This window comes from Cupriavidus sp. WS, from assembly GCF_000395345.1.
GTDB classification, from domain to species: domain Bacteria; phylum Pseudomonadota; class Gammaproteobacteria; order Burkholderiales; family Burkholderiaceae; genus Cupriavidus; species Cupriavidus basilensis_B.
On sequence record NZ_AQPL01000052.1, the window covers coordinates 1 to 23,904 of the forward strand.

The following is a 23,904-nucleotide window of genomic DNA, read 5'->3' on the forward strand; positions in this document are numbered from 1 at the left end:
GGCTCGCGGGCCGCGCCGGCGCCGCCGCGCGCGCCTTGCGCGAGCATTTCCTCGGCGTGCTGCATGGTGGTGGCCGTCACCGTGGTGCCGCCGAGCATGCGCGCGGTCTCGACCACGCGGCCGGCGGCATCGAGCGCGCGGATGCGCGAGCGGGTGACGGAGCCGGCCGGGCCGCCCTCACTGGTTTCCTTGCTGACCAGCAGGTGCGTGCCGGCCTGCGCGGCCACCTGCGGCAGGTGGGTCACGCACAGCACCTGGCGCGCGCGGCCCAGCTCCTGCAGGCGGCGGCCAACGACTTCGGCCACCGCGCCGCCGATGCCGGTATCGACTTCGTCGAAGATCAGGGTCGGCGTGGGCGCGGCCTCGCTGGTGATGACCGAGATCGCCAGGCTGATGCGGGCCAGCTCGCCGCCGGAGGCCACCTTGGCCAGCGGGCGGGCGCTCACGCCGGCATGCCCGGCGACCAGGAATTCGACTTGCTCGAGGCCGTGGCTCTGGCCTTCCTCGAGCGGGTGCAGCGCCACGGCGAAGCTGCCGCCGGCCATCGACAGGCCCTGCATGGCCTCGGTCACGCCGGCCGAGAGCTTCTCGGCGGCCACCTTGCGCGCCGCGCCGAGGTGCTGGGCGATGGTCAGGTAGGCGGCGCGCGCGGCGGCCTCGCGCGCCATCGCCTTGTTCAGGTCCTGGGCCGACTGCAGGTCGTCGAGCTGCTGGCGCCGTGCCAGCAGCTCGTCGGGCAGTTGCTCGGGCGGCAGCCGGTACTTGCGCGCGGTGGTGTGCAGCGCCTGCATGCGCGCCTCCACCACCTGCAGCCGCTCGGGGTCGAGGTCGAGCCGGTCGACGTAGCGGTTGAGCGAGTGCGCGGCTTCCTCGACCTGCACCTGGGCCGGGTCGAGCGCGGCCAGCACGTCGCCCAGGGCCGGGTCGACGTCGGCGAGCTGGCGCAGGCGCTGCACCACGCCGTTGAGCGTGGACAGCACCGAGCCGTCGGCCTCGGAGAGCGCCTCGAGCGCGGCGCGGCTGCCTTCGATCAGGCCGGCGGCGTGCGACAGGCGGTTGTATTCGGCCTGGATGTCTTCCCATTCGCCGGGCTGTGGCGCGAGCTTTTCCAGCTCGCCGACCTGCCATTCGAGGCGCTCGCGCTCGAGCGCCATCTCGCGCGAGCGGTGCTCCACGGTCTCGCGCTGGCGCACGCAGGCGCGCCACGAGCGCCAGGCTTCGGCCACGGCGCCGGCCTGCGCGGTGAGGCCGGCGTGGGCGTCGAGCAGCAGGCGCTGGGCGTCGGGGCGCAGCAGCAGCTGGTGGGCGTGCTGGCCGTGGATGTCGACCAGGCGGTCGCCGATCTCGCGCAACTGGCCGAGCGTGGCGGCGGCGCCGTTGATGAAGGCCTTGCTGCGCCCGCCGGCGTCGACCGTGCGGCGCAGCAGCACCGTGCCTTCGTCGCCGGTGAGGTCGTGCTCGGCCAGCCAGGCGTCGAGCCCGGGCGGCGTGGCGAAGGTGGCGCTGATGCCGGCGCGGGCGGCGCCTTCGCGCACCACGCCGGCGTCGGCGCGCTCGCCCAGCACCAGGGCCAGCGCGTCGATCAGGATCGACTTGCCGGCGCCGGTCTCGCCGGTGAAGACGGTGAAGCCCGGGGAGAAGTCGAGGTCGAGGCTATCGACGATGACGAAATCGCGGATGGACAGGCTGCGCAGCATCGTGGGCGACGGGTCAGGGTCTGGGTTGGATCGTTCCGGGTCGTTCGGGGCCGCATCAGAGCCGGTTGTCTTCGCTCGGGTACTCGTGCCAGTGCAGCTTCTTGCGCAGCGTGGCGTAATAGTTGTAGCCGAGCGGGTGCAGCAGGTGGACGGTCTTGGCCGAGCGGCGCACCACGATGCGGTCGCCGGGCAGCAGCGAGGTCAGCGACTGCATGTCGAAGTTGACGCTGGCGTCGCGCGCGGTGGCCACCTCGATCGATACCTCGGCGTCGTGCGGCAGCACGATCGGGCGGTTCGACAGCGCGTGCGGGGCGATCGGCACCAGCACCAGGCCGGACAGCGTGGGATGCAGGATCGGGCCGCCGGCCGACAGCGCGTAGGCCGTGGAGCCGGTCGGCGTGGACACGATCAGGCCGTCCGAGCGCTGGTTGTACATGAAGTAACCGTCCACCGAGACCGCCAGCTCGACCATGCCGGAGATGCCGGAGCGGTTGACCACCACGTCGTTGAAGGCCAGCGCGGAGAAGATCACGCCGTCGTCGCGCACCACCTGCGACTCCAGCAGCATGCGGGTCTCGGATTCGTAGCGCCCGGCCAGCATGTCGGGCAGCACCGACTGCACGTTCTCGAGCGGGATGTCGGTCATGAAGCCGAGCCGGCCGTGGTTGACGCCGATCAGCGGCACCGGGAAGCCGGCGAGCTGGCGCGCCAGCCCCAGCAGGGTGCCGTCGCCGCCCAGCACCACGGCGACGTCGGCATGCTTGCCGATCTCGCCGGGCGGCAGGGAAGGGTAGTCGGTCAGCCCGGTGGCCAGCGCGGTCTCGCGTTCGAACACGACGTCCTGGCCGTTCTTCAGGATGCAGGCGGCCAGTTCTTCCAGCGGGCCTTCGATGCCGGCGGTGGCGTACCTGCCGATCAGGGCGACGGTGCGGAAGGGGGCGCGCGCGGCGGCGGGCTTGGGGAGCGATGACATGCCCGGATTAGACCATACCGCCGTGACCATTGTCAGCACGCCGGCGCGCGCCGGTGCGCGCCAGCCGCCCGAACCGGGAAAACTTGCGTAAAATCGGGTGCATCATGGATGAACGTGCCAAAACGCTTCTCAAAACGCTGATCGAGCGCTATATCGCCGAGGGGCAGCCCGTCGGCTCGCGCACCCTGTCGAAATACTCGGGGCTCGACCTGTCGCCGGCCACCATCCGCAATGTGATGTCGGACCTGGAGGAGATGGGCTTCATCACCAGCCCGCACACCTCGGCCGGGCGCATCCCGACGCCGCGCGGCTACCGGCTGTTCGTCGACACCATGCTGACCGCCCAGCCGCTCGACAGCGCGCTCAACCTGGCCGAGCTGGCCGGCAAGATCCAGGGGCAGTTGCACGGCCAGCAGCTCGGGCCGCAGCGCATGATCACCTCGGCGGCGCACACCTTGTCCAACCTGTCGCATTTCGCCGGCGTGGTGATGACGCCGCGGCGCGCGCAGGCGTTCCGCCAGGTCGAATTCATGCGGCTGTCGGACAAGCGCATCCTGCTGATCATCGTCACGCCCGAAGGCGACGTGCAGAACCGCATCATCCAGACCGAGCTGCCGTACACGCCGTCGCAGCTGGTCGAGGCCGCCAACTTCATCAACTCGCACTATGCCGGCATGAGCTTCGACAACGTGCGCGACCACCTGCGCGGCGAACTGCGGGCGCTGCGCATGGACATGTCGCAGCTGATGCAGGCGGCGGTGGAGGCCGGCAGCAGCGCGATGGCCGAGGAAGAGGACAACCACGTCTTCATCTCCGGCGAGCGCAAGCTGCTCGAGGTGGAGGACCTGTCCTCCAGCATGGAAAAGCTGCGCCGCCTGTTCGACGTGTTCGAGCACAAGACCGGCCTGCTCAAGCTGCTCGACGTCTCCAGCCATGCGCAGGGCGTGCAGATCTTCATCGGCGGCGAGAGCAAGCTGGTGCCGCTCGAGGACATGGCGGTCATCACCGCGCCCTACGAGGTCGACGGCCAGATCGTCGGCACGCTGGGGGTGATCGGGCCGACCCGCATGGCCTACGAACGGGTGATCCCGATCGTCGACATCACGGCGCGGCTGCTGTCCAGCGCGCTGAGCCAGAATTAGTGCGGGCCCCGGCGGGTCTCACCGGCTGCCAGTGCCGTTGCGCCCGCCGGCCCGGCGCGACCCGGCGGCCGCGCGCGTTCGCCGCGGCCCGCCCCGCCACACCGGAAACACCATGACGACTACTCCCGAACCGGCCTATCAGCACGGCCAGGCGCCGCGCACGGCGGTCCTGCTGATCAATCTCGGCACCCCGGACGCGCCGACCCCGAAGGCCGTCGGCAGCTATCTCCGGCAGTTCCTGTCCGATCCGCGCGTGGTGGAGATCCCGCGCGCGGCCTGGCTGCCGATCCTGTACGGCTTCATCCTGCCGCTGCGCTCGCGCGCCTCGGCCATGAAATACGAGTCGGTGTGGCTGCGCGAGGCGCACATGACCGGCTCGCCGCTGCTGGTCCACACCGAGCGCCAGGCCCACGCGCTGCAACTGCTGCTCAACCAGCACGGCCACGAAGTGACGGTGGCGTGCGCGATGCGCTACGGCAATCCGTCGATCGGCTCGGTGCTCGAGGCGCTGCGGCGCCAGGGCACCGAGCGCGTCCTGCTGCTGCCGCTGTACCCGCAGTATTCGGGCAGCACCACGGCCACGGCGTTCGACGAGGCGTTCCGCGTGCTGGCGCAGTGGCGCAACCAGCCAGAGCTGCGGCTGGTCAAGCATTTTCACGACCATCCGTCCTATATCGCTGCCCTGCACCAGCAGGTGGGCGCATACTGGGCGCAGCACGGCACGCCCGATTTCGCGCGCGGCGACCGGCTGATCCTGTCGTTCCACGGGGTGCCGCGGCGCACGCTGGAACTGGGTGATCCCTACCATTGCGAATGCCTCAAGACCGGCCGCCTGCTGGGCGAGGCGCTGGGCCTGCAGCCGGGCCAGTACCAGGTCACGTTCCAGTCGCGCTTCGGGCGCGCGGAATGGCTGCAGCCGTACACGGCGCCGACGCTGCGGGAGCTGGGCAAGGTCGGCACGGGCCGCGTCGACGTGTTCTGCCCGGGTTTCCCGGCCGACTGCCTGGAGACGCTCGAGGAGATCGGCATGGAAGGGCGCTCCGAATTCCAGGTGGCCGGCGGCAAGGTTTTCCACTACATTCCCTGCCTCAACGACGCCGAGTCCTGGATCGCCGGGCTGGCGGAGATCGCCCTGCAGCACCTGCAGGGCTGGCCGCTGCGGCTGCCGCACCCGCACGAGCTGGAGGCGCGCCGCAGCCAGGCCCAGATGCGCGGCGCGGCGGCCTGAGGCGCGCTTCGTGGCAAGGAGATGACAGCATGAACGTATCTTTCGAGGCGGATGCCCGCCTGCGCATCGACAAATGGCTGTGGTGCGCGCGTTTCTTCAAGACCCGCTCGCTGGCGGCCGAGGCCGTGGAGCGCGGCAAGGTGCGGGTCAACGGCCAGCCGTGCAAGAATTCGCGCGAGGTCAGGCCCGGCGACACGGTCGTGCTCGAAGCGCACCAGCAGCGCTGGGAACTGGTGGTCAAGGGGATCGCGGGCGCGCGCGGCGCGGCGCCGGTGGCGCAGACGCTCTACGCGGAAACCGAGGCAAGCCAGGCGCGGCGGCGGGAGGAGGCGGAAAACCGGCGGGTCAACACGGAGCCGGCGTCGCGGCTGCAGGGCCGGCCGACCAAGCGCGACCGACGCCTGCTCGACGGCATCGGACAGTGAGGCGCGCGCCGGCGCATGCGGCGCCGCGGCTCACTGGCTGGTCAGCGAACGAAGGGAACGATGTAATGCTTGAAAACCGCCTTGCCACTGCCGTATTCGGTATCCCGCGGCGTGAAGGCGCCGGAGAGGCAGATGAAGACTGTCATCACCGATAATGCGGCGAGAAGGAAGACCGTCAGAACAGGCAGCTTATGCATGGCTAACCTTTCGAGAGTGGCCCGACTTGTGATGCATCTTCGACCCCGTTATTTTTGTCATTTTTGTACACTTTCATCTTAGAGGGTGCGTTGCAGCAAAGCAATATGGCCCCTATTTCGGTGCCCGCCTCTTTGTAACCATGTGTTTCACCGCACCGACACGGTGCGCTCTTGAAAAACCGGAAGCCTGTCACCAATTGCAGGCTACATTTGCCGATTTACCACCCGTGGCCGGCGCAGGCCGGCCGCGTCCTTGTATCAGAACGGATCGACATGGAAGAACAGAAGCAGACGCCATCCAACACGACGCCGCCCGCGGCCGCCGGCGAGGAGCTGAACAACGCGCCGGCCGCGCAGGCCGAGAACGCCGCCGCGGACGGCGTGGCCGCCCAGTTGGCCGCGCTCGAAGCCAAGGCCAAGGAAAACTATGACCTGTTCCTGCGCGCGACCGCCGAAGGCGAGAACATCCGCCGCCGCGCCCAGGAAGACGTCGCCAAGGCGCACAAGTTCGCCATCGAAAGCTTCGCCGACTACCTGCTGCCGGTGATGGACAGCCTGCAGGCCGCGCTGGCCGACGGCTCGGGCGACATCGCCAAGCTGCGCGAAGGCGTCGAGCTGACCGCGCGCCAGCTCACCAGCGCCTTCGAGAAGGGCAAGCTCGTCGAGCTGAACCCGGTCGGCGAGAAGTTCGACCCGCATCGCCACCAGGCCATCTCGATGGTGCCGGCGCCGCAGGAGCCCAATACCGTGGTGTCGGTGCTGCAGCGCGGCTACATGATCGCCGACCGCGTGCTGCGCCCGGCGCTGGTGACGGTGTCCGCGCCCAAGTAACCGCCGCAGTCCCTTTCGCTGTCCGCCCGTCCGGCTGGCACGAGCAACGCCCGGTGCCGCTCTGGCCCGGGCGTTTTCCATTGATGGAGAGACCGATGTCCACATCCCCCGATCAGGCCGCCGGCGCCGAGGCCCCGCACCAGGATCACCGCGCCTTCGAGGCGTTCGGCATGCGCGAAGTCAATGGCGACGACATCGACGCCGCCATCGCCGCGGCCGGCGACAAGCTGGTCTGCGTGTTCTTCTGGGGCGTGGACTGCTTCAACTGCGAGATGGCGAAGAAGGCCATGCTGGCCAATCCCGAGCCGGTACGCGCGCTCGACCTGCACTGGCTGCACGCCAACGTCTACGCGCACCCGGAGCTGGGCCGGCGCTTCGGCCTGCACGGCATCCCGGTGTTCATGTTCTTCCACAAGGGCAAGAAGCTGGGCCGCGCCACCGGCTGGCATGGCCACGGCCAGTTCGCCGCGGCGGTGGGCAACGCCCGCCTCAAGGCCGGCGGCAAGCCGCTGGCCGGCTGAGCGCCGGCGGCGCTAGCGCGACAGCGCGTAGCCGAGGCGGAACTGCCACGGCAGCTTGCGGTTGTAGTCCAGCAGGCTCTCGCCGTAGCCGATGAAATAACCGGCCATCAGGTAGCCCGCCGTGCCCGGAACCAGCCGCGCGAGCGGGTAGGTCACGGCCGCGTCCACGCTGCCGTAGTACTTCTGCGTGCCCTTGCGCAGGGTGGCGGCGAACTCCCACGAATCCGCCTTGCCGTAGGCCAGCTTGAGGTCCATGTAGCCCCGGTAGCTGGCGATGTTGGTGTTGTCGCTCTTCTCCACGTAGTAGTACAGCTTGGGCGACGCGCTCCAGTGCCAGTCGGTCAGGTCGCCCAGGTAGAGGGTCGGCCTGACGAACACGGTATTGATGCTGCGCGAGCGGTCGCCGTCGAGGCCGTTCGATTCATGCTCCAGGCCCGCCGCCACCGACAGCCGGCTGATGGCGCGGTTGTGCACGCCGGTATCCGACAGGTAATAGAACAGGCTCGGCCGGTAGTTAGTGTCGCGGAACGGGTGCGAGTCCGAGGCCAGGTCCCACAGCGAGAACTGCGTATAGCCGAAATACAGGTTGTCGAGCAGGCTGCGCGAGTTCGGGTTCTCGCCCTGGAACACGCGGAACTTGAAGCTGAGCTGGAATTTGGCATTGGCGCCGCCGTGCCCGCCGGCCATGAAATACATCGGTTCGTGGAAGGTCAGGCGGCCCTGGTCGCGCAGGTCGGCCTGCACCGGCGCGGGCTCGGCCGCGGCGGCCACCGGCACGACCGGCACCACGGGCGCCGGCGCCGGGGCGCGGCCGTCGTCGGCCGGTGCCAGCGAGGTGGCCACGGCGGCCGCGGGTGCTGGGGCCGCCGTGGCCGGGGCCGCCGGCGCGTTCGCCGGGCCGGGCGCGCGGTTCAGCGTGACCAGCACCGGCGCGGCGTCGATGTCGACCGCGTCGAGCCGCACCAGGCCGCGCAGCGTGGGCGGCACGGTCGCGCTGTATTCGATGATGCGGTGCTCGCCCTGGCGCAGCCGGACCGTGGCGGGGCCGGGCGTGGCGCGCTCCATGTGCAGGCGCACCGGCGCCTGCAGGTCGGCCGAAGCCACCACCTCGATGGTCTGCGGCACCAGGAACGCGCGGTTGGCCTTGTCGGCGCTGACCAGCAGCGTGAGGGTCAGCGGCCGGGTGCCGTCGACCACCTTGGGCGGCTGCAGCAGCGCGATGGCGGCGCGGCCCTGGAGCGGCCAGGCCGCCGCCAGCATCAGCGAGAACAGAAGGGCGGGCGCGGCCGGTGCGGGCCGGCGCCGGTGCGCGCCGGAGCCGGCAGCCCGGGCTTTGCGCGAGAAAGGCGGCATGGGATGAAGGCGGCCTGCGTTCCCTGACTCCGGGGGGGCGGGTGACGCATGCGCGGCGGGTGATTGCGACGCGGTAGAGCCTATCATGCCCGGCACGCGCAATTTGTGATGATTTGTGCGCCGCCGTTGTCTGCCACCATTCGCCGCCGCCGTTATCCGCCGCGACGGCGGGCGGCGCCGGCCTAGCGCGTGGCGCGGCGCTGGACGGCGGCGATGTATTGCTCGCCGTCGGGCGGCAGGCCGCTGCGCTGTGCCTGCCACAGCATTTCGCCCAGGCATTCCATGACCTGGTGATGGGCCTCGTGCGGCGAGTCCAGGCGCCGCGCCAGCGCCTCGTAGGCGCCGCGGATGCCGGGCGGCTGGTCGATCGAGACCTGTTCGGCGATCGACAGGTGCATGGCCAGGTGCAGGAAGGGGTTGGTCTGGCCGCCTTCGGGCGTGTAGTCCTGGCCCAGCGCGCCCTCGGTGTCGGCGAGCAGGTCCTGGTATTCGGGATGCTCGCCGATCCAGTCGACGGCAATGGCTTCGAGCGGGGTGAGGACGCTGCCGGCGCGCTGCTTCTGCCAGGCTTCGCAGAAAAAACGGCGGACTTCTTCGCGGGAGGGATTGAACATGGTGGCGCCATTGTAAACGAGCGCGGATGGCGCCGCAGGGCGCCCGCCGGGCGTTTCAGCCCAGGTGTCGCCATGTCCGCTTGCCGCGCCTGCGCCGCCGCCTCCGCGCGGGCGCAACAGAAGGTGCGGCAAAAGATGCAACAGAATTGAATCGTCCGCTCAAATCGCTTGCAGAGGGAAAGCGCGGTCTTCGCTACAATCCGGCTCTTACCTCTTCCTCCTTCTCCTCCTCCCGCTCAGGAACCGACGCATGAAACCGATCGACCAGGCCGCCATCGCCCAACTGTTCACCGATGCCCGCACCCACAACGTCTGGCAGGACCGCCAGGTGGACGATGCCGTGCTCCACCAGATCTACGAGGCGATGAAGTTCGGCCCGACCGCCGCCAACGGCTCGCCGGCCCGCATCGTCTTCGTCAGGAGCGCCGCGGAAAAGGCCCGCCTGGTCGAATGCGTCTCGGCCGGCAACACGGAGAAGACCCGCTCGGCGCCGGTGACGGCCATCATCGCGTTCGACAATGCCTTCCACGACCAGCTGCCCAAGCTGTTCCCGCATGCCGACGCGCGCGCGTGGTACGCCGGCCAGCCGGAAAAGATCGCGCGTGACGCGCTCATGAACGGTTCGCTGCAGGGCGGCTATTTCATCCTGGCCGCGCGCGCGCTCGGCCTCGACTGCGGCCCGATGGCCGGCTTCGACGCCGCCAAGGTGAACGCCGCCTTTTTCCCCGACGGCAAGTGGTCGGTCAACTTCCTGTGCAACCTGGGCTACGGCGAGGCGGACAAGCTGTTCCCGCGCGGCCCGCGCCTGTCGTTCGACGAGGCCTGCCGCATCGTCTGAGGGCGGCGTTCCGCTCCGCGGCAAGAAGCAAAGGCCCCCGCGGGGGCCTTTCTGCATTGCGGGCGCCGTTCGGATGCCGCTTGGGCGCCGTTCAGATGCTGGGCGCCTCGGTCTTCTCGCGGAACTCGCACAGCGGCTCGATCGCGCAGTGCCAGCACTCGGGCTTGCGCGCCTTGCAGACGTAGCGCCCGTGCAGGATCAGCCAGTGGTGCGCGTCGTGCAGGAATTCCTGCGGCACCACCTTGAGCAGCTTGTGCTCCACCACCTGCACGTTCTTGCCCGGCGCCAGCCCGGTGCGGTTGGCCACGCGGAAGATGTGCGTGTCGACGGCGATGGTGGCCTCGCCGAAGGCGGTGTTGAGCACCACGTTGGCGGTCTTGCGGCCCACGCCCGGCAGCGCTTCCAGCGCCGCGCGGTCGCGCGGCACCTCGCCGCCGTACTGCTCGGCCAGGATGCGGCAGGTCGCCATGACGTGCCTGGCCTTGGTCTTGTAGAGGCCGATGGTCTTGATGTACCCGATCAGCCCTTCCTCGCCGAGGTCGAGGATCTGCTGCGGCGTGTGCGCGACCGGGTAGAGCTTGCGGGTGGCCTTGTTCACGCCCACGTCGGTGGCCTGCGCCGACAGCAGCACGGCGATCAGCAGCTCGAACGGCGAGCTGTATTCCAGTTCGGTGGCCGGGGCCGGATTGACTTCGCGCAGTGTTTCGAACAGGGCGCGGCACTTGGCGGCGTTCATTCGTCCTTGTGGGCTGGGTTGGTGTCGGGTGCGGGTCCGGCCGGGTCCGGGGCGGCGAGGCCGGCCCTGGCGCGGCGCGCCTCGGCGGCGTCGATCTGGGCCTGCACGACGGGCGCGACGTTTTCCGTGTTGCGCGGCTTGACGGCCTGCTGCTTCAGGCGCGCGCGCTCGATGGCGGCCTGGATGATGGCCTGCTTGCGCGCCTGGGCCTGGCGTTCTTCCTCGCTCTGCGCGGTCTCGGCCTGCAGCGCCTCGAGCTTGGCGGCGGCCTTGGCGGCCAGGCGGGCGTCGTTTTCTTCCCGCTCGCGCACCAGCCGGGCGCGGCGCGCCACGTAGCGCGCGCGGGCCTCGTCGGCCTGCGCCTGCGACCACGCGGCCCAGCCGGTGCGCCCGGGCGTGACCGGGATCATGGCGATGCAGTCGACCGGGCAGGGCGCCACGCACAGGTCGCAGCCGGTGCACCAGTCGGCCAGCACGGTGTGCATCTGCTTGGGCGCGCCCACGATGGCGTCGACCGGGCAGGCCTGGATGCACAGCGTGCAGCCGATGCACAGGCTTTCGTCGATGCGGGCCACCGCGCGCGCCTGCTCGGTGCCACATGCCGGGTCCAGCGCCGGCGCCGGCGCGCCGAGCAGCGCGGCCAGGCGGCCGATGCCTTCGGCGCCGCCGGGCGGGCAGCGGTTGCAGTCGGCCTCGCCGGCGGCCAGGGCTTCGGCGTAGGGGCGGCAGCCGTCGAAGCCGCACTTGGTGCACTGGGTCTGCGGCAGCAGGGCTTCGAGCCGGTCGGCGAGGGTTTGCGGAATGGCAGTCACAGCGGCGTTTGCGGGTTTGCGGGGACGGCGGGGCGCCGTTCTCTTGTCCGGCCGGTGGCCCGGCCCGCCGGAACGGCTGCGCGGCAGGGATTATCCCCGATTTCGTTGCGGCGCAGAAACGCGCGATGATGCGGCGCAGCTTCGCGGGGCCGGGCGCCTGCCGCCCTATGCCATAATCCCGCGCAACGATTCTTCAGCCGTCGCATGCAAAACGAAACCAGAACGAAGCGGGACCCAGAGGGTACGCGCCGCCGTATTCTCGACGCGGCGACCGAGGAATTCGCCAAGGGCGGCCTGGCCGGCGCGCGCGTCGACCAGATCGCGCGGCGCGCCGAGACCAACGAGCGCATGCTGTATTACTACTACGGCAGCAAGGAGGGCTTGTTCCTCGCCGTGCTGGAGCGCCAGTACGCGGAATTCCGCGCCGCCGAGGAGCAACTGCACATCGTCGACGAAGACCCGGTGGCCGCGGTGCGCACGCTGGCCCGCTTCGTCTGGGACTGGTATTACCGCAACCCGGAGTTCATCCGCCTGGTCAACAGCGAGAACCTGCACGAGGCGCGCCACCTGAAGAAGTCCACGCAGCTGCACCAGCTGGTCAACCCGATCGTCAACGTGCTGGCCGACATCGTCAAGCGCGGCCAGCGCCAGGGCGTGTTCCGCGACGACGTGGACGTGCCGCAGCTCTACCTGACGATCTCGGCGCTGGGCTACTACCTGCTGTCCAACCGCTACACCATCAGCGCGGTGATCGGCCGCGACGTGGCCTCGCAGGACGAGCACGCGCGCTTTGCCGAGCTGCACACCGACATGCTGCTGTCCTACCTGGAAAAGCGCTGAGGCCCGCCGCCGCGCGCGTCACCGCATGAAAAAACGCCCGCATCCGATGCGGGCGTTTTGCCTTCTTGCCGCCGGCGCGCCGGCGGCGGTTCAGCGGGATCAGCGGTACTTCAGGATGAAGTCGCGCAGCTCGGGGTAGATGTCCTGGCGCCAGCGGCGGCCGGAGAAGATCCCGTAGTGGCCGCACTTGGGCGCCACGATATGCTGCTTGCGCGTCTTGGCGATGCCGGCGCACAGCTCGTGCGCGGCGGCGGTCTGGCCGGCGCCCGAGATGTCGTCCAGCTCGCCCTCGATGGTCAGCAGCGCGGTGCCTTTGATGTCCTGCGGGCGCACCGCCTCGCCGTCGATTTCCCAGGTGCCGTTGGCCAGGCGGAATTCCTGGAAGACCTCGCGGATGGTGTCCAGGTAGTACTCGGCCGCCATGTCGAGCACGGCGTTGTATTCGTCGTAGAAGCGCACGTGGGCTTCGGCGTCGTCGGAGTCGCCCTCGACCAGGCTCAGGTAGTAGTCGTAGTGCGAGGACAGGTGGCGGTCCGGGTTCATCGCCACGAAGCCGGCGTGCTGCAGGAAGCCGGGATAGACCTTGCGGCCGTGGCCCGGGTAGTTCGCCGGCACGGTGTAGATCACGTTGTTCTCGAACCACTCGTACGACTTGTTGGTCGCCAGCGAATTGACCGCGGTGGGGCTGCGGCGCGCGTCGATCGGGCCGCCCATCATGGTCATGGTCCTGGGCGTCTTCTCGCCGGCCGAGGCCAGCAGCGAGATCGCCGCGAGCACCGGCACGGTCGGCTGGCAGACCGAGATCACGTGCAGGTTGTCCGCGCCGATATGGCGGATGAAGTCCTGGATGTAGTGGATGTAGTCGGCCAGGTGGAACGGGCCGTGCTCGACCGGCACCATGCGCGCGTCGAGCCAGTCGGTCACGTAGACCTTGTGGTCCTGCAGCAGCGTGCGCACGGTGTCGCGCAGCAGCGTGGCGTGGTGGCCCGAGAGCGGCGCGCACACCAGCACCACCGGCTCGTCCTTGAGCAGCTTGATGGTTTCGGGGTCGTCGGCATAGCGCTTGAAGCGCACCAGCCTGCAGAACGGCTTCTCGACGATGGTCTGCTCGACGATCGGGATCTCGCGGCCGTTGGAGCGGACCGACTTGATGTCGAACGACGGCTTCTCGTATTCCTTGCCGAGCCGGTACAGCAGCTCGTAGCCGGCGGCCAGGCGGGTGGCGCCGGGGACCAGGGAGAGCGGGCTGAGGGGATTGGTGAAGGTCTTGGCCGTGGCCTGCGCCCACGCGGTCAGCGGGTGCAGCATCGAGCGCTGGAACTCATGCAGCTGGTAAAGCATGACGGATACCTATCAGGCTGGGGGGCGAAGCGGGAATTCAACGCCTTGACGTTATAAATGTGATGAAACCACGATTCATGCTGCTCACGTTGCCAACGTGTTACCGACTGCGGTGGATTATGCGCGTTTGCGAACGATCGTGCGATGCAGCATATACCCTAAGGTACGCCCGCACCGGAAAAAGACAATAGGACAAAGCCGGTACCGCTCCATTACAGATCGGAAAAGATCGTAAAAAATTGAGTCCGGGCGCGAAAAAGGCGACCGAAGTCGCCTTTTCATCGCTTTTTGCCGCGAATTACAGCACGGCCGCGATCGCGTCGACCACCGCGTCGATGTTGCGGCTGTTCAGCGCGGCCACGCAGATGCGGCCGGTACCGACCGCGTAGATGCCGTGCTCGGTGCGCAGGCGGTCGACCTGGGCCGAGGTCAGGCCCGAGTACGAGAACATGCCGCGCTGGGCCTTGACGAAGGAGAAGTCGCCCGGCACGCCCTTGGCGGCCAGCTTGTCCACCAGCGCGTGGCGCATCAGCTTGATGCGGTCGCGCATCTCGCCCAGTTCCTGCTCCCACATGGCGCGCAGTTCCGGGCTGTTCAGCACGGTCGCCACCACGGTGCCGCCGTGCGTGGGCGGGTTGGAGTAGTTGGTGCGGATCACGCGCTTGACCTGCGACAGCACGCGCTGCGCTTCTTCCTTGCCGGTGGTCACGATGGACAGCGCGCCGACGCGCTCGCCGTACAGCGAGAAGCTCTTCGAGAACGAGCTCGAGACGAAGAACGGCAGGCCCGACTCGGCGAACAGGCGCACCGCGGCGCCGTCCGGCTCGATGCCCTCGGCGAAGCCCTGGTAGGCCATGTCGAGGAACGGGATCAGGTTGCGTTCCTTGGCCAGCTCCACCACCTGCTTCCACTGCTCGGGCGACAGGTCCACGCCGGTCGGGTTGTGGCAGCACGCGTGCAGCACCACGATGGTGTTGGCCGGGTAGGACTTGAGCGACTCGACCATGCCGGCGAAGTTCAGGCCGTGGCTGGGCGCGTCGTAGTAGGCATAGTTGACCACGGGGAAGCCGGCCGCCTCGAACAGGGCGCGGTGGTTTTCCCAGCTCGGGTCGCTGATGGCGACCTTGGCGTCCGGGTACAGGCGCTTGAGGAAGTCGGCGCCGATCTTCAGCGCGCCGGTGCCGCCCAGTGCCTGCGCCGTCACCACGCGGCCTTCGGTGATGAGCGGCGATTCCTTGCCGAACAGCAGCGTCTGCACGGCCTGGTCGTAGGCGGCGATGCCTTCGATGGGCAGGTAGCCGCGCGGCGTCGCGGTGGCCAGGCGGGCTTTCTCGGCTTCCTGCACGGCGCGCAGCAGGGGGATTTTCCCTTCGTCGGTGAAGTACACGCCGACACCCAGATTGACCTTGGTGGCACGGGTATCGGCATTGAAGGCTTCATTCAGGCCCAGGATCGGGTCGCGCGGGGCCATCTCGACGGCAGAAAACAAACTCATTTGGGATCTCGTGGTCAGCTATGTAACAAAACGGGAGGGCGTAGAATGCTCCGGACTGCGCTGGAGAGTGCGGCGGCCCCCATCTTGATACCTGGCCGCCAACCCCAAGATTCTAGCGTATCCATCCGTTTTCCTGAGGTTTTCCCTTACTTTTCCGCTGCCAGCCCTATGTCGAATCTTGTTGAAGTCGCGCCCGCGCTGGACGAAGAGAAGTTCGCGACCTTTCCCGGCTCCCCGTTCCAGCTCTACCAGCCCTATCCGGCCGCCGGCGACCAGCCCGAGGCGATCCGCCAGCTGGTGGAGGGCGTGGAGGACGGCCTCTCGTTCCAGACCCTGCTGGGCGTGACCGGCTCGGGCAAGACCTTCACGATGGCCAACGTGATCGCCCGCCTGGGCCGCCCGGCCATCGTGTTCGCCCCCAACAAGACGCTGGCGGCGCAGCTGTACTCGGAATTCCGCGAGTTCTTCCCGCGCAACGCGGTCGAGTATTTCGTCAGCTACTACGACTACTACCAGCCCGAAGCCTACGTGCCGCAGCGCGACCTGTTCATCGAGAAGGATTCCTCGATCAACGAGCACATCGAGCAGATGCGGCTGTCGGCCACCAAGAGCCTGCTGGAGCGGCGCGACACCATCATCGTGGCCACGGTCTCGGCCATCTACGGCATCGGCAACCCGTCCGAGTACCACAAGATGATCCTGACGCTGCGCGCGGGCGACAAGATCAGCCAGCGCGACGTGATCGCGCGCCTGATCGCCATGCAGTACACGCGCAACGAGACCGACTTCCAGCGCGGCACCTTCCGCGTGCGCGGCGACACGCTCGACATCTTCCCGGCGGAGCACGCCGAGCTGGCGGTGCGCGTCGACATGTTCGACGACGAGATCGACTCGCTCCAGTTCTTCGACCCGCTCACCGGGCGCGTGCGCCAGAAGATCCCGCGCTTCACGGTCTATCCGTCGAGCCACTACGTGACCCCGCGCGAGACCGTGCTGCGCGCGATCGAGGACATCAAGGTCGAGCTGCGCGAGCGGCTCGATTTCTTCTACAAGGAGAACCGGCTGGTGGAGGCGCAGCGGCTCGAGCAGCGCTCGCGCTTCGACCTCGAAATGCTGTCCGAGCTCGGTTTCTGCAAGGGCATCGAGAACTACTCGCGGCATCTGTCCGGTGCCCGGCCCGGCGAGCCGCCGCCCACGCTGGTCGACTACCTGCCGCCCGACGCGCTGATGTTCCTCGACGAGTCGCACGTGCTGATCGGCCAGTTCAACGGCATGTACAACGGCGACAAGGCGCGCAAGACCACGCTGGTGGAATACGGCTTCCGCCTGCCGTCGGCGCTCGACAACCGCCCGCTCAAGTTCGAGGAATTCGAGCGCAAGATGCGCCAGGTGATGTTCGTCTCGGCCACGCCGTCCAACTACGAGAACGAGCACGCGGGCCAGGTGGTGGAGCAGGTGGTGCGGCCGACCGGGCTGGTCGACCCGATCATCCACGTGCGCCCGGCCACCACGCAGGTGGACGACCTGCTGTCCGAGATCCACGCCAAGGTCGAGATCGGCGAGCGCGTGCTGGTGACCACGCTGACCAAGCGCATGGCCGAGCAGCTCACCGAGTTCCTGACCGAGAACGGCGTCAAGGTGCGCTACCTGCATTCGGACATCGACACCGTCGAGCGCGTGGAGATCATCCGCGACCTGCGCCTGGGCACCTTCGACGTGCTGGTCGGCATCAACCTGCTGCGCGAGGGGCTGGACATTCCCGAGGTGTCGCTGGTGGCGATCCTCGACGCCGACAAGGAAGGCTTCCTGCGCGCCGAGCGCTCGCTGATCCAGACCATCGGCCGCGCCGCGCGCAACGTCAACGGCACGGCGATCCTGTACGCCGACCGCATGACCGATTCGATGAAGCGCGCCATCGGCGAGACCGAGCGCCGCCGCGCCCGGCAGATCGCCTTCAACGAGGCCAACGGCATCGTGCCGCGCGGCGTGGTCAAGCGCATCAAGGACATCATCGACGGCGTCTACGACCCGGGCGAGGTCAAGGCCGAGCTGCTGGCCGCCGAGGAGCGCGCGCGCTACGAGGACATGAGCGAGAAGCAGGTCGCCAGGGAGATCAAGCGGCTCGAGAAGCAGATGTTCGAGCACGCCAAGAACCTCGAGTTCGAGCAGGCCGGCCAGGTGCGCGACCAGCTCGCCAAGCTCAAGCGCCAGGTGTTCGGCGCCAGCGGCGACGGCGAACACCTGCCGCCCGCCGCGGCGGCTTCCTGAGGCGTCTCGCGGCCTCGCTCACCGTCTATAGTTGGAATCCCGGACGGTGATGAAGAGGTGCGTCATGGTCAAGTTCGCGCTGTGGGTTCCGCTGCATGCGAAGCCCGGCAAGGAAAAGGAAGTCGAGGCGTTCCTGCTCGGCGGGCTGCCGCTGGTGCAGGCCGAAACCGGCACCACTGCCTGGTTCGCGCTCAAGCTCGGGCCGTCCACGTACGGCATCTTCGATGCCTTCGCGGACGAGGCCGGGTGCGACGCCCATCTCTCCGGCAAGGTGGCCGAGGCCCTCATGGCGAAAGCGCCGGACCTGTTCGCCGATCCGCCGTCGATCAACAAGCTGGACGTGCTGGCGGCCAAGCTGCCCTGAGCACGCGGCTCCAGGGCCGCGCCGCGCCAGGCTAGCTCTTGGGCGGCAGCGTGCGCAGGCGCTTGTTGACTTCCAGCAGCGTCTCGCACGCATCGGCGTCGGCCGCGCGGCGCTTGCCGATGTAGTCCGCGATGGCGCGCAGCGGTTCCTGCTGTGCCGCGCAGGCGGTGGCGGCGGCCGGGATCGAGGCGGGTGCCGCGCAGGCCTTGCCGAGTTCTTCTTCCAGGCTGCGCTCGATGACGGCCAGCATGTTGGCGCAGCCGGCCACGGCGGCCGCGTTGCCGGCCGCCGTGGCGGCTTCGGCGGAAGGCTCGGCGCGCGCGGGGCCCGCGCACAAGAGAGCGCCGCACAGGAGCGCGCCACACAGCAAGGCGCCGGAGGCGGGGAGGGGGCTGAAGCGATGGTTCACCGCAGGCATTATGCGGGTGGAGGAACCGTTGCGTCACCTTTTTTGCTTTTCTTGCGCCGCCGCCGGTTCGCTGCCGCCGCCACTTTTTTGCCGCTTCTTCGCTGCTTTTCCGCCGCCGCCGCGCAGCCTGGCCGGCGCCGGGCCGCGCGCCGCGGGCCGCCCGGCCCGATCCGGCACGCCACGCGGGCCTGTCGCCGCGGGCGGGTAAAATCCGCTCTCCGCGCGCCGGGCGCCGACCGATCAGGAGGCTGGATTCAGCATGCCGACAAAGACATTCTCGATTCTCATGTGCTGCATGGGCAATATCTGCCGTTCGCCGACCGCCGAGGGCGTGCTGCGCGCCAAGCTGCGCGCGGCCGGCATGGACGGCGCGGTCGAGCTCGATTCCGCCGGCACGCACGGCTACCACGTCGGCCGCGCGCCGGACACGCGCGCGCAGCGCCATGCGCTGGCGCGCGGCTACGATCTCTCCGCGCAGCGCGCGCGCCTGGCCACGTCGGCCGATTTCGCGCGCTTCGACCTCGTGCTGGCGATGGACCGCGACAACCTGCAGGCGCTCGGCGCGCTGTGCCCGCCCGGCAGCCGCGACCGGCTGCGCCTGCTGATGAGTTTCGCCACCCGGCACGACGCCGACGAGGTGCCGGACCCGTACTATGGCGAGGGCGACGGCTTCGAGCGCGTGCTCGACTACGTGGAGGACGCCTGCGACGGCGTGGTCGCCATGCTGCGCGCCAGGGGCCTGGACGCGGCGGGCTGAGGCGCGCGGCTTGCACGGCATCCACGAATTGCCCGGCAAGTGCGCCGGCCGTTTTTCCCATTTTCACGAGGTGCCATGTTCCGTTCCCTGTTCCGCAAATGGCGCGAGTCGCGCAATGCCAGCCTGCAACTCGACGCGATCCTGGCCGCCGCGGATCCGGAGGCGCCGCTGGCGGACCGCAACGGCTGGCTGATCGAGCTGGGCTACTGGATCCGGCGCGACGGCCTGCCCGGCGCCGAGGGCGTGGCGGCCGACAACAGCCGCAAGAGCCGGCGCGAGCACGTGCGGCTGCGCTACCTGCTGCAGGTGCTGGGGCGCAATCCGGAGATGGCCGCGCGCGTGGCGCGCACGGTGCGCTCGCTGGTGCGCGACAACGACCCGACCGCCTTGCTGTGCGACACCGGCGTGGCCTCCCATCCGGGCTTCTGGGGCGAGATGCTGGACCGCCTGCAGGCGCGTGTCCTGCCGCCGCCGCCCAACCGCGGCGACCTCGCCGGCCTGTTCGCGCTGCTGTTCATCGACGACAACGACGCTGACTGGGTCGAGTCGCTCGACGCCGACCTGCTCGAGCGGCTGGCGGCCATGCTGCGCGCGGGCGAGGAGCCGGCGGGCGAGGCCGCCGGCGCCGCGCCGCCCGAATGGGACCGCTTCGACCGCACGCTCGCCACCAGCATCCAGGTGCTGGTCAGCCAGGTGCGCGCCACCGGCCTGAGCCAGTCGATCCGCTCGCGCCTCAAGGGGCGCGTGCAGGACACGCCGTTCTTCCGCCTCGACAGCGCCATCGAGGCCTTGTGCGAGGACGACGCGGCCGGCGGCGAGGCCTTCGCGCACCGCCTGAACTATTTCCGCGCGCTGCTCGACGGCTGCCACCAGGCGGCGCAGCGCGTCTACGACGACCTGGAGGAGAACGGCGTCTCGGTCGAGGTGGTGTTCCAGATCGAGCGCATGAAGGTGCGGCTGGCGCGCATCGAGCTGCTGCTGGCGACCTGGGTCGAGCCGCAGCGTCCGGGCCGCCACGCGCACCTGATCGCCGCGCTGATCCGCTCCACGCAGGCGCGCCGCAGCATCGCCCACCTGGCCGGCTCGTCGTTCTCGCAGCTCGCGCGCAAGGTGGTCGAGCGCTCGGCCGAGAGCGGCGAGCACTACATCACGCGCGACCGCCGCGAATACCGCGAGCTGATGCGCGCGGCGGCCGGCGGCGGCCTGATCACGGCGGCCACGGTCTATCTCAAGTTCCTGATCTACGGGCTGCACCTGGACAAGTTCGCCGAGGGCCTGCTGGCCTCGTTCAACTATGCCGGCAGCTTCCTGGTGATCCACTTCGCGCATTTCACGCTGGCCACCAAGCAGCCCGCCATGACCGGCCCGGCGCTGGCGCACCGGCTCGACGCGGCGGGCAAGCCGGAAGGGCGCGAGGCGTTCGTCGACGACACCATCGCCATGATCCGCTCCAACGCCGCCGCCATCTTCGGCAACCTGGCCCTGGTGTTCCCGGTGGCGCTCGGCATCCAGTGGCTGGCCAACCGCGTCCTCGGCGCCAACCTGATCACGCCGGCCAAGGCGATCGACACCATCGGATCGTTCTCCATCCTCGGCCCCACGCCGCTGTACGCGATCTTCACCGGCGTGCTGCTGTGGCTGTCGAGCCTGGTGGCGGGCTGGGCCGACAACTGGTTCGCGCTGCACAAGGTGCACGACGTGATGGCCTACAACCGCCGCCTGCGCTACGTGCTGGGCGCGGCCGGCGCCATGCGCCTGGCGGATTTCTGCAAGCGCAACATGTCCGGCATCGCGGCCAACGTGTCGCTGGGGCTGCTGCTCGGGCTGGGGCCGGAGATCCTGAGCTTCTTCGGGCCGCACATGGAGGTGCGCCACGTCACGCTGTCGACCGGCGCGGTGGGCGCGGCGATCGGCGTGCTGGGCTTCGACGCGCTGCGCATGCCGGCGATGTGGCTGGCGGTGGCGGGGATCGCGCTGATGGGGCTGCTGAACGTGGCGGTGAGCTTCGCGCTGGCGTTCAACATGGCGTTGCGGTCACGCAGCCTGCGGCGCGTCGACCGGCGCGCGGTGGTGTCGGCCGTGCGGCGGCGCATCCTGAAGCACCCGTGGTCGCTGATCGTCCCGCCGCGCACGGCCGGGCAGGCCGTGCCGGCCGGCGAGGAGCGCGCCTGAGGCGGCGTTGATGCAATGCAGTAGGGGTACTTGACTGAATTAGTCGGGATCTTTATACTCGACCAAAATGATCAAGTATTCCCCGGCATCATGAGACTGACTACCAAAGGCCGCTTCGCGGTAACCGCCATGATCGACCTGGCCATGCGCCAGGATCAGGGCCCCGTTACGCTGGCCGGTATCAGCCAGCGCCAGAAAATCTCCCTGTCCTACCTGGAACAGCTGTTCGGCAAGCTGCGCCGCCACGAGATCGTGGAGAGCGTGCGCGGCCCGGGCGGCGGCTACAGCCTCGCGCGCAAGGCCGAGGACGTCACGGTTGCCGACATCATCATCGCCGTCGACGAGCCGCTGGACGCCACGCAATGCGGCGGCAAGGGCAATTGTAACGGAGATGAAGGAAACGGGCGCTGCATGACCCACGAGCTGTGGGCCACGCTGAACCAGAAGATGGTCGAGTACCTCGACTCCGTTTCCCTGAAGAACCTGGTCGACCAGCAGCGCGCCAAGTGCCCGACGGTGCTGCACGACATGCGCGAGGATGCCGCCGCGCACGCCGTCGCCACGCCGCGCGCGGTCCCCGAAAAGGAAAAGCCCGCGCGCCCGCGGGTGGTGAATTCGGTCTTCAGCCTGGCCCAGTCATAAGCGAGCACCCGGCCGGACAGATCAACTTCAAGCATTGCGGTCCCAAACAAAGGCAGTCATAACGATGAGCACCCCACATTTCCCCATCTACATGGATTACTCGGCCACCACCCCGGTGGACCCGCGCGTTGCCGACAAAATGATCCCGTACCTGCGCGAGCAGTTCGGCAATCCGGCGTCGCGCAGCCACGCCTACGGCTGGGACGCCGAGCGCGCGGTGGAAGAGGCGCGCGAGCAGGTGGCCGCGCTGGTGGGCGCCGATCCGCGCGAGATCGTCTGGACCTCGGGCGCGACCGAGTCGAACAACCTCGCCATCAAGGGCGCGGCGCATTTCTACTCGGGCAAGGGCAAGCACATCATCACGGTCAAGACCGAGCACAAGGCCGTGCTCGACACCACCCGCGAGCTGGAACGCCAGGGCTTCGAGGTGACCTACCTCGACGTGCAGGACAACGGCCTGGTCGACATCGACGTGTTCAAGGCGGCGCTCCGCCCGGACACCATCCTGGTCTCGGTGATGCTGGTCAACAACGAGATCGGCGTGATCCAGGACGTCGAGCAGATCGGCGAGATCTGCCGCGCCAAGGGCATCATCTTCCATTGCGACGCGGCCCAGGCCACCGGCAAGGTCGCCATCGACCTGAACACGCTCAAGTGCGACCTGATGTCGTTCTCGGCCCACAAGACCTACGGCCCCAAGGGCATCGGCGCGCTGTACGTGCGCCGCAAGCCGCGCGTGCGCATCGAGGCGCAGATGCACGGCGGCGGCCACGAGCGCGGCATGCGCTCGGGCACGCTGGCCACGCACCAGATCGTCGGCATGGGTGAAGCCTTCCGCATCGCCCGCGAGGAAATGGCCACCGAGAACGAGCGCATCCGCATGCTGCGCGACCGCCTGTGGCGCGGCCTGTCGGGCATGGAAGAGGTCTACCTGAACGGCGACATGGAGCGCCGCGTGCCCCACAACCTGAACGTCAGCTTCAACTTCGTCGAAGGCGAGTCGCTGATCATGGCCATCAAGGACGTGGCCGTGTCGTCGGGCTCGGCGTGCACCTCGGCCTCGCTGGAGCCGTCCTACGTGCTGCGCGCGCTGGGCCGCAACGACGAGCTGGCGCACAGCTCGATCCGCTTCACGGTGGGCCGCTTCACCACCGAGGCGGAAGTCGACTACACCGTCGAGCTGCTCAAGAGCAAGATCGCCAAGCTGCGCGACCTGTCGCCGCTGTGGGAGATGTTCAAGGACGGCGTGGACCTGAATTCCATCCAGTGGGCCGCGCACTGAGCGCCGAGGCCCCCAGCAAGACCCCATAAATACGCAAGAGGTAGCCAAAATGTCATACAGCAACAAGGTTCTCGACCACTATGAAAACCCCCGCAACGTGGGTTCGTTCGACAAGAACGACGACGCTGTGGGCACCGGCATGGTCGGCGCGCCGGCTTGCGGCGACGTGATGAAGCTGCAGATCAAGGTCAACGAGGCCGGCGTGATCGAAGACGCCAAGTTCAAGACCTACGGCTGCGGCTCGGCCATCGCCTCGTCGTCGCTGGTGACCGAATGGGTCAAGGGCAAGACCGTGGACCAGGCGCTGGAGATCAAGAACACGCACATCGCCGAGGAACTGGCGCTGCCGCCGGTGAAGATCCACTGCTCGATCCTGGCCGAGGACGCCATCAAGGCCGCGGTCGAGGACTACAAGAAGAAGCACGTGGGCGCAGCCGAGCAGAAGGCCGCCTGAGTTCAACGCAAGGGATGAAGCAGCGATGATCACGCTTACCGAGAAGGCCGCCAAGCACGTGGCGCGCTACCTGGACCGCCGCGGCAAGGGCGTCGGCCTGCGCCTGGGGGTCAAGACCACCGGCTGCTCGGGCCTGGCCTACAAGCTGGAATATGTCGACGACCTGCAGCCGGAGGACAGCGTGTTCGAGTCGCACGGCATCAAGGTGATCGTCGATCCCAAGAGCCTGCCGTACATCGACGGCACCGAGCTCGACTTCGCGCGCGAAGGCCTGAACGAGGGGTTCCGCTTCAACAACCCCAACGTCAAGGACGAGTGCGGCTGCGGAGAGTCGTTCCGCGTCTGAGCGCCCGCCGGGCGGCAGGCGTGGCGCCCGGCGCCGGTTTCCATCGGGACGGCGAGCACCGCGGGTGGCCGGGCTCGATTGCGGTCATGGCGATGCGGACGCGGACCGCGCCCGAACGCGCGCTATGGATCGGCGTCCTGCCGGATTGCCTGACGCGCGACCGCGGC

At 68.7% G+C, this 23,904-nt stretch carries 25 protein-coding genes; 15 read left to right on the plus strand and 10 right to left on the minus strand.

The window, feature by feature from the left end; all coding sequences use genetic code 11:
- Positions 1-1,697 (minus strand): DNA repair protein RecN (gene recN / locus K206_RS0105490; RefSeq protein ID WP_020201409.1); only part of this gene is annotated, 1,697 nt, incomplete at its 3' end.
- 55 nt (positions 1,698-1,752) lie between these two features.
- Positions 1,753-2,670 (minus strand): NAD kinase, encoded by a 918-nt coding sequence (locus tag K206_RS0105495; RefSeq protein ID WP_020201410.1) that lies wholly within the window; start codon positions 2,668-2,670, stop codon positions 1,753-1,755.
- A gap of 104 nt (positions 2,671-2,774) precedes the next feature.
- Between K206_RS0105495 and hrcA the strand changes: the two genes are divergently transcribed.
- From hrcA to K206_RS0105510, 3 genes are all read left to right on the plus strand, one after another.
- On the plus strand, positions 2,775-3,812 hold the full coding sequence (gene hrcA, locus K206_RS0105500; RefSeq protein ID WP_020201411.1) for a heat-inducible transcriptional repressor HrcA: 1,038 nt from the start codon (positions 2,775-2,777) through the stop codon (positions 3,810-3,812).
- Between the two features lie 112 nt (positions 3,813-3,924).
- Positions 3,925-5,040: a ferrochelatase gene (hemH, locus tag K206_RS0105505; RefSeq protein WP_020201412.1), complete on the plus strand. Its 1,116-nt coding sequence runs from the start codon at positions 3,925-3,927 to the stop codon at positions 5,038-5,040.
- Positions 5,041-5,069: 29 nt separating this feature from the next.
- A complete protein-coding gene (locus K206_RS0105510; RefSeq protein WP_020201413.1) occupies positions 5,070-5,465 on the plus strand; it encodes an RNA-binding S4 domain-containing protein in 396 nt (131 codons plus the stop codon).
- Between the two features lie 41 nt (positions 5,466-5,506).
- On the opposite strand, the gene K206_RS43605 is transcribed toward K206_RS0105510, so the two are convergent.
- Positions 5,507-5,662, minus strand: coding sequence for a hypothetical protein (locus tag K206_RS43605; RefSeq protein WP_020201414.1), 156 nt, complete (start codon positions 5,660-5,662; stop codon positions 5,507-5,509).
- A 273-nt stretch (positions 5,663-5,935) separates the two neighbouring features.
- On the opposite strand from K206_RS43605, the gene grpE reads away from it, so the two are divergent.
- Positions 5,936-6,493 carry a nucleotide exchange factor GrpE gene (gene grpE / locus K206_RS0105520; protein ID WP_020201415.1) on the plus strand — a complete coding sequence of 186 codons (558 nt, stop codon included), beginning with the start codon at positions 5,936-5,938 and terminating at the stop codon, positions 6,491-6,493.
- Positions 6,494-6,588: 95 nt separating this feature from the next.
- The gene (locus K206_RS0105525) at positions 6,589-7,014 is read left to right on the plus strand and encodes a thioredoxin family protein (RefSeq protein ID WP_020201416.1); all 426 of its coding nucleotides are present in this window, start codon (positions 6,589-6,591) and stop codon (positions 7,012-7,014) included.
- A 12-nt stretch (positions 7,015-7,026) separates the two neighbouring features.
- On the opposite strand, the gene K206_RS0105530 is transcribed toward K206_RS0105525, so the two are convergent.
- Entirely contained in the window at positions 7,027-8,367 is a 1,341-nt protein-coding gene (locus K206_RS0105530; protein ID WP_020201417.1) for a phospholipase A, read from the minus strand.
- A 182-nt stretch (positions 8,368-8,549) separates the two neighbouring features.
- Positions 8,550-8,981 carry a DUF1841 family protein gene (locus tag K206_RS0105535; RefSeq protein ID WP_020201418.1) on the minus strand — a complete coding sequence of 144 codons (432 nt, stop codon included), beginning with the start codon at positions 8,979-8,981 and terminating at the stop codon, positions 8,550-8,552.
- Positions 8,982-9,231: 250 nt separating this feature from the next.
- Between K206_RS0105535 and K206_RS0105540 the strand changes: the two genes are divergently transcribed.
- Positions 9,232-9,819: a malonic semialdehyde reductase gene (locus K206_RS0105540; protein ID WP_020201419.1), complete on the plus strand. Its 588-nt coding sequence runs from the start codon at positions 9,232-9,234 to the stop codon at positions 9,817-9,819.
- A gap of 91 nt (positions 9,820-9,910) precedes the next feature.
- Here the strand turns inward: K206_RS0105540 and nth are convergent, their stop codons facing one another.
- On the minus strand, positions 9,911-10,555 hold the full coding sequence (gene nth / locus K206_RS0105545) for an endonuclease III (protein WP_020201420.1): 645 nt from the start codon (positions 10,553-10,555) through the stop codon (positions 9,911-9,913).
- Positions 10,552-11,367 carry an electron transport complex subunit RsxB gene (gene rsxB / locus K206_RS0105550; protein ID WP_020201421.1) on the minus strand — a complete coding sequence of 272 codons (816 nt, stop codon included), beginning with the start codon at positions 11,365-11,367 and terminating at the stop codon, positions 10,552-10,554. Before rsxB ends, nth begins: the two co-directional genes overlap by 4 nt.
- Before the next feature lie 204 nt (positions 11,368-11,571).
- Between rsxB and K206_RS0105555 the strand changes: the two genes are divergently transcribed.
- The gene (locus tag K206_RS0105555) at positions 11,572-12,207 is read left to right on the plus strand and encodes a TetR/AcrR family transcriptional regulator (protein ID WP_020201422.1); all 636 of its coding nucleotides are present in this window, start codon (positions 11,572-11,574) and stop codon (positions 12,205-12,207) included.
- 99 nt (positions 12,208-12,306) lie between these two features.
- On the opposite strand, the gene K206_RS0105560 is transcribed toward K206_RS0105555, so the two are convergent.
- On the minus strand, positions 12,307-13,548 hold the full coding sequence (locus K206_RS0105560; RefSeq protein ID WP_020201423.1) for a polyhydroxyalkanoate depolymerase: 1,242 nt from the start codon (positions 13,546-13,548) through the stop codon (positions 12,307-12,309).
- Between the two features lie 298 nt (positions 13,549-13,846).
- Positions 13,847-15,043 (minus strand): amino acid aminotransferase, encoded by a 1,197-nt coding sequence (locus K206_RS0105565; protein WP_029043268.1) that lies wholly within the window; start codon positions 15,041-15,043, stop codon positions 13,847-13,849.
- A gap of 168 nt (positions 15,044-15,211) precedes the next feature.
- Between K206_RS0105565 and uvrB the strand changes: the two genes are divergently transcribed.
- Together uvrB and K206_RS0105575 are read left to right on the plus strand one after the other, a co-directional pair.
- Positions 15,212-17,311 carry an excinuclease ABC subunit UvrB gene (gene uvrB / locus K206_RS0105570; protein ID WP_020201425.1) on the plus strand — a complete coding sequence of 700 codons (2,100 nt, stop codon included), beginning with the start codon at positions 15,212-15,214 and terminating at the stop codon, positions 17,309-17,311.
- A gap of 64 nt (positions 17,312-17,375) precedes the next feature.
- A complete protein-coding gene (locus tag K206_RS0105575; RefSeq protein ID WP_020201426.1) occupies positions 17,376-17,675 on the plus strand; it encodes a putative quinol monooxygenase in 300 nt (99 codons plus the stop codon).
- Positions 17,676-17,706: 31 nt separating this feature from the next.
- On the opposite strand, the gene K206_RS37565 is transcribed toward K206_RS0105575, so the two are convergent.
- Positions 17,707-18,012, minus strand: coding sequence for a hypothetical protein (locus tag K206_RS37565; RefSeq protein WP_020201427.1), 306 nt, complete (start codon positions 18,010-18,012; stop codon positions 17,707-17,709).
- Between the two features lie 331 nt (positions 18,013-18,343).
- Between K206_RS37565 and K206_RS0105585 the strand changes: the two genes are divergently transcribed.
- From K206_RS0105585 to iscA, 6 genes are all read left to right on the plus strand, one after another.
- Positions 18,344-18,841, plus strand: a complete 498-nt coding sequence (locus K206_RS0105585) for a low molecular weight protein-tyrosine-phosphatase (RefSeq protein ID WP_231401558.1) — start codon at positions 18,344-18,346, stop codon at positions 18,839-18,841.
- A 75-nt stretch (positions 18,842-18,916) separates the two neighbouring features.
- Complete coding sequence (locus K206_RS0105590) at positions 18,917-21,013, plus strand: site-specific recombinase (RefSeq protein ID WP_020201429.1); 2,097 nt, start codon at positions 18,917-18,919, stop codon at positions 21,011-21,013.
- A 90-nt stretch (positions 21,014-21,103) separates the two neighbouring features.
- On the plus strand, positions 21,104-21,655 hold the full coding sequence (gene iscR / locus K206_RS0105595) for a Fe-S cluster assembly transcriptional regulator IscR (protein WP_029043269.1): 552 nt from the start codon (positions 21,104-21,106) through the stop codon (positions 21,653-21,655).
- 58 nt (positions 21,656-21,713) lie between these two features.
- Complete coding sequence (locus tag K206_RS0105600) at positions 21,714-22,937, plus strand: IscS subfamily cysteine desulfurase (protein WP_269432163.1); 1,224 nt, start codon at positions 21,714-21,716, stop codon at positions 22,935-22,937.
- A gap of 49 nt (positions 22,938-22,986) precedes the next feature.
- On the plus strand, positions 22,987-23,391 hold the full coding sequence (gene iscU, locus K206_RS0105605) for a Fe-S cluster assembly scaffold IscU (protein WP_020201432.1): 405 nt from the start codon (positions 22,987-22,989) through the stop codon (positions 23,389-23,391).
- Positions 23,392-23,416: 25 nt separating this feature from the next.
- Positions 23,417-23,737, plus strand: coding sequence for an iron-sulfur cluster assembly protein IscA (gene iscA, locus K206_RS0105610; protein ID WP_020201433.1), 321 nt, complete (start codon positions 23,417-23,419; stop codon positions 23,735-23,737).
- The last annotated feature ends 167 nt before the right edge of the window (positions 23,738-23,904 follow it).

Coding starts and splice junctions, on each gene's coding strand:
- K206_RS0105495 (WP_020201410.1), bottom strand. CDS start 2,670: ATGTCATCGCTCCCCAAGCCCGCCGCCGCGCGCGCCCCCTTCCGCACC.
- hrcA (WP_020201411.1), top strand. CDS start 2,775: ATGGATGAACGTGCCAAAACGCTTCTCAAAACGCTGATCGAGCGCTAT.
- hemH (WP_020201412.1), top strand. CDS start 3,925: ATGACGACTACTCCCGAACCGGCCTATCAGCACGGCCAGGCGCCGCGC.
- K206_RS0105510 (WP_020201413.1), top strand. CDS start 5,070: ATGAACGTATCTTTCGAGGCGGATGCCCGCCTGCGCATCGACAAATGG.
- K206_RS43605 (WP_020201414.1), bottom strand. CDS start 5,662: ATGCATAAGCTGCCTGTTCTGACGGTCTTCCTTCTCGCCGCATTATCG.
- grpE (WP_020201415.1), top strand. CDS start 5,936: ATGGAAGAACAGAAGCAGACGCCATCCAACACGACGCCGCCCGCGGCC.
- K206_RS0105525 (WP_020201416.1), top strand. CDS start 6,589: ATGTCCACATCCCCCGATCAGGCCGCCGGCGCCGAGGCCCCGCACCAG.
- K206_RS0105530 (WP_020201417.1), bottom strand. CDS start 8,367: ATGCCGCCTTTCTCGCGCAAAGCCCGGGCTGCCGGCTCCGGCGCGCAC.
- K206_RS0105535 (WP_020201418.1), bottom strand. CDS start 8,981: ATGTTCAATCCCTCCCGCGAAGAAGTCCGCCGTTTTTTCTGCGAAGCC.
- K206_RS0105540 (WP_020201419.1), top strand. CDS start 9,232: ATGAAACCGATCGACCAGGCCGCCATCGCCCAACTGTTCACCGATGCC.
- nth (WP_020201420.1), bottom strand. CDS start 10,555: ATGAACGCCGCCAAGTGCCGCGCCCTGTTCGAAACACTGCGCGAAGTC.
- K206_RS0105555 (WP_020201422.1), top strand. CDS start 11,572: ATGCAAAACGAAACCAGAACGAAGCGGGACCCAGAGGGTACGCGCCGC.
- K206_RS0105560 (WP_020201423.1), bottom strand. CDS start 13,548: ATGCTTTACCAGCTGCATGAGTTCCAGCGCTCGATGCTGCACCCGCTG.
- K206_RS0105565 (WP_029043268.1), bottom strand. CDS start 15,043: ATGAGTTTGTTTTCTGCCGTCGAGATGGCCCCGCGCGACCCGATCCTG.
- uvrB (WP_020201425.1), top strand. CDS start 15,212: ATGTCGAATCTTGTTGAAGTCGCGCCCGCGCTGGACGAAGAGAAGTTC.
- K206_RS0105575 (WP_020201426.1), top strand. CDS start 17,376: ATGGTCAAGTTCGCGCTGTGGGTTCCGCTGCATGCGAAGCCCGGCAAG.
- K206_RS0105585 (WP_231401558.1), top strand. CDS start 18,344: ATGCCGACAAAGACATTCTCGATTCTCATGTGCTGCATGGGCAATATC.
- K206_RS0105590 (WP_020201429.1), top strand. CDS start 18,917: ATGTTCCGTTCCCTGTTCCGCAAATGGCGCGAGTCGCGCAATGCCAGC.
- iscR (WP_029043269.1), top strand. CDS start 21,104: ATGAGACTGACTACCAAAGGCCGCTTCGCGGTAACCGCCATGATCGAC.
- iscU (WP_020201432.1), top strand. CDS start 22,987: ATGTCATACAGCAACAAGGTTCTCGACCACTATGAAAACCCCCGCAAC.
- iscA (WP_020201433.1), top strand. CDS start 23,417: ATGATCACGCTTACCGAGAAGGCCGCCAAGCACGTGGCGCGCTACCTG.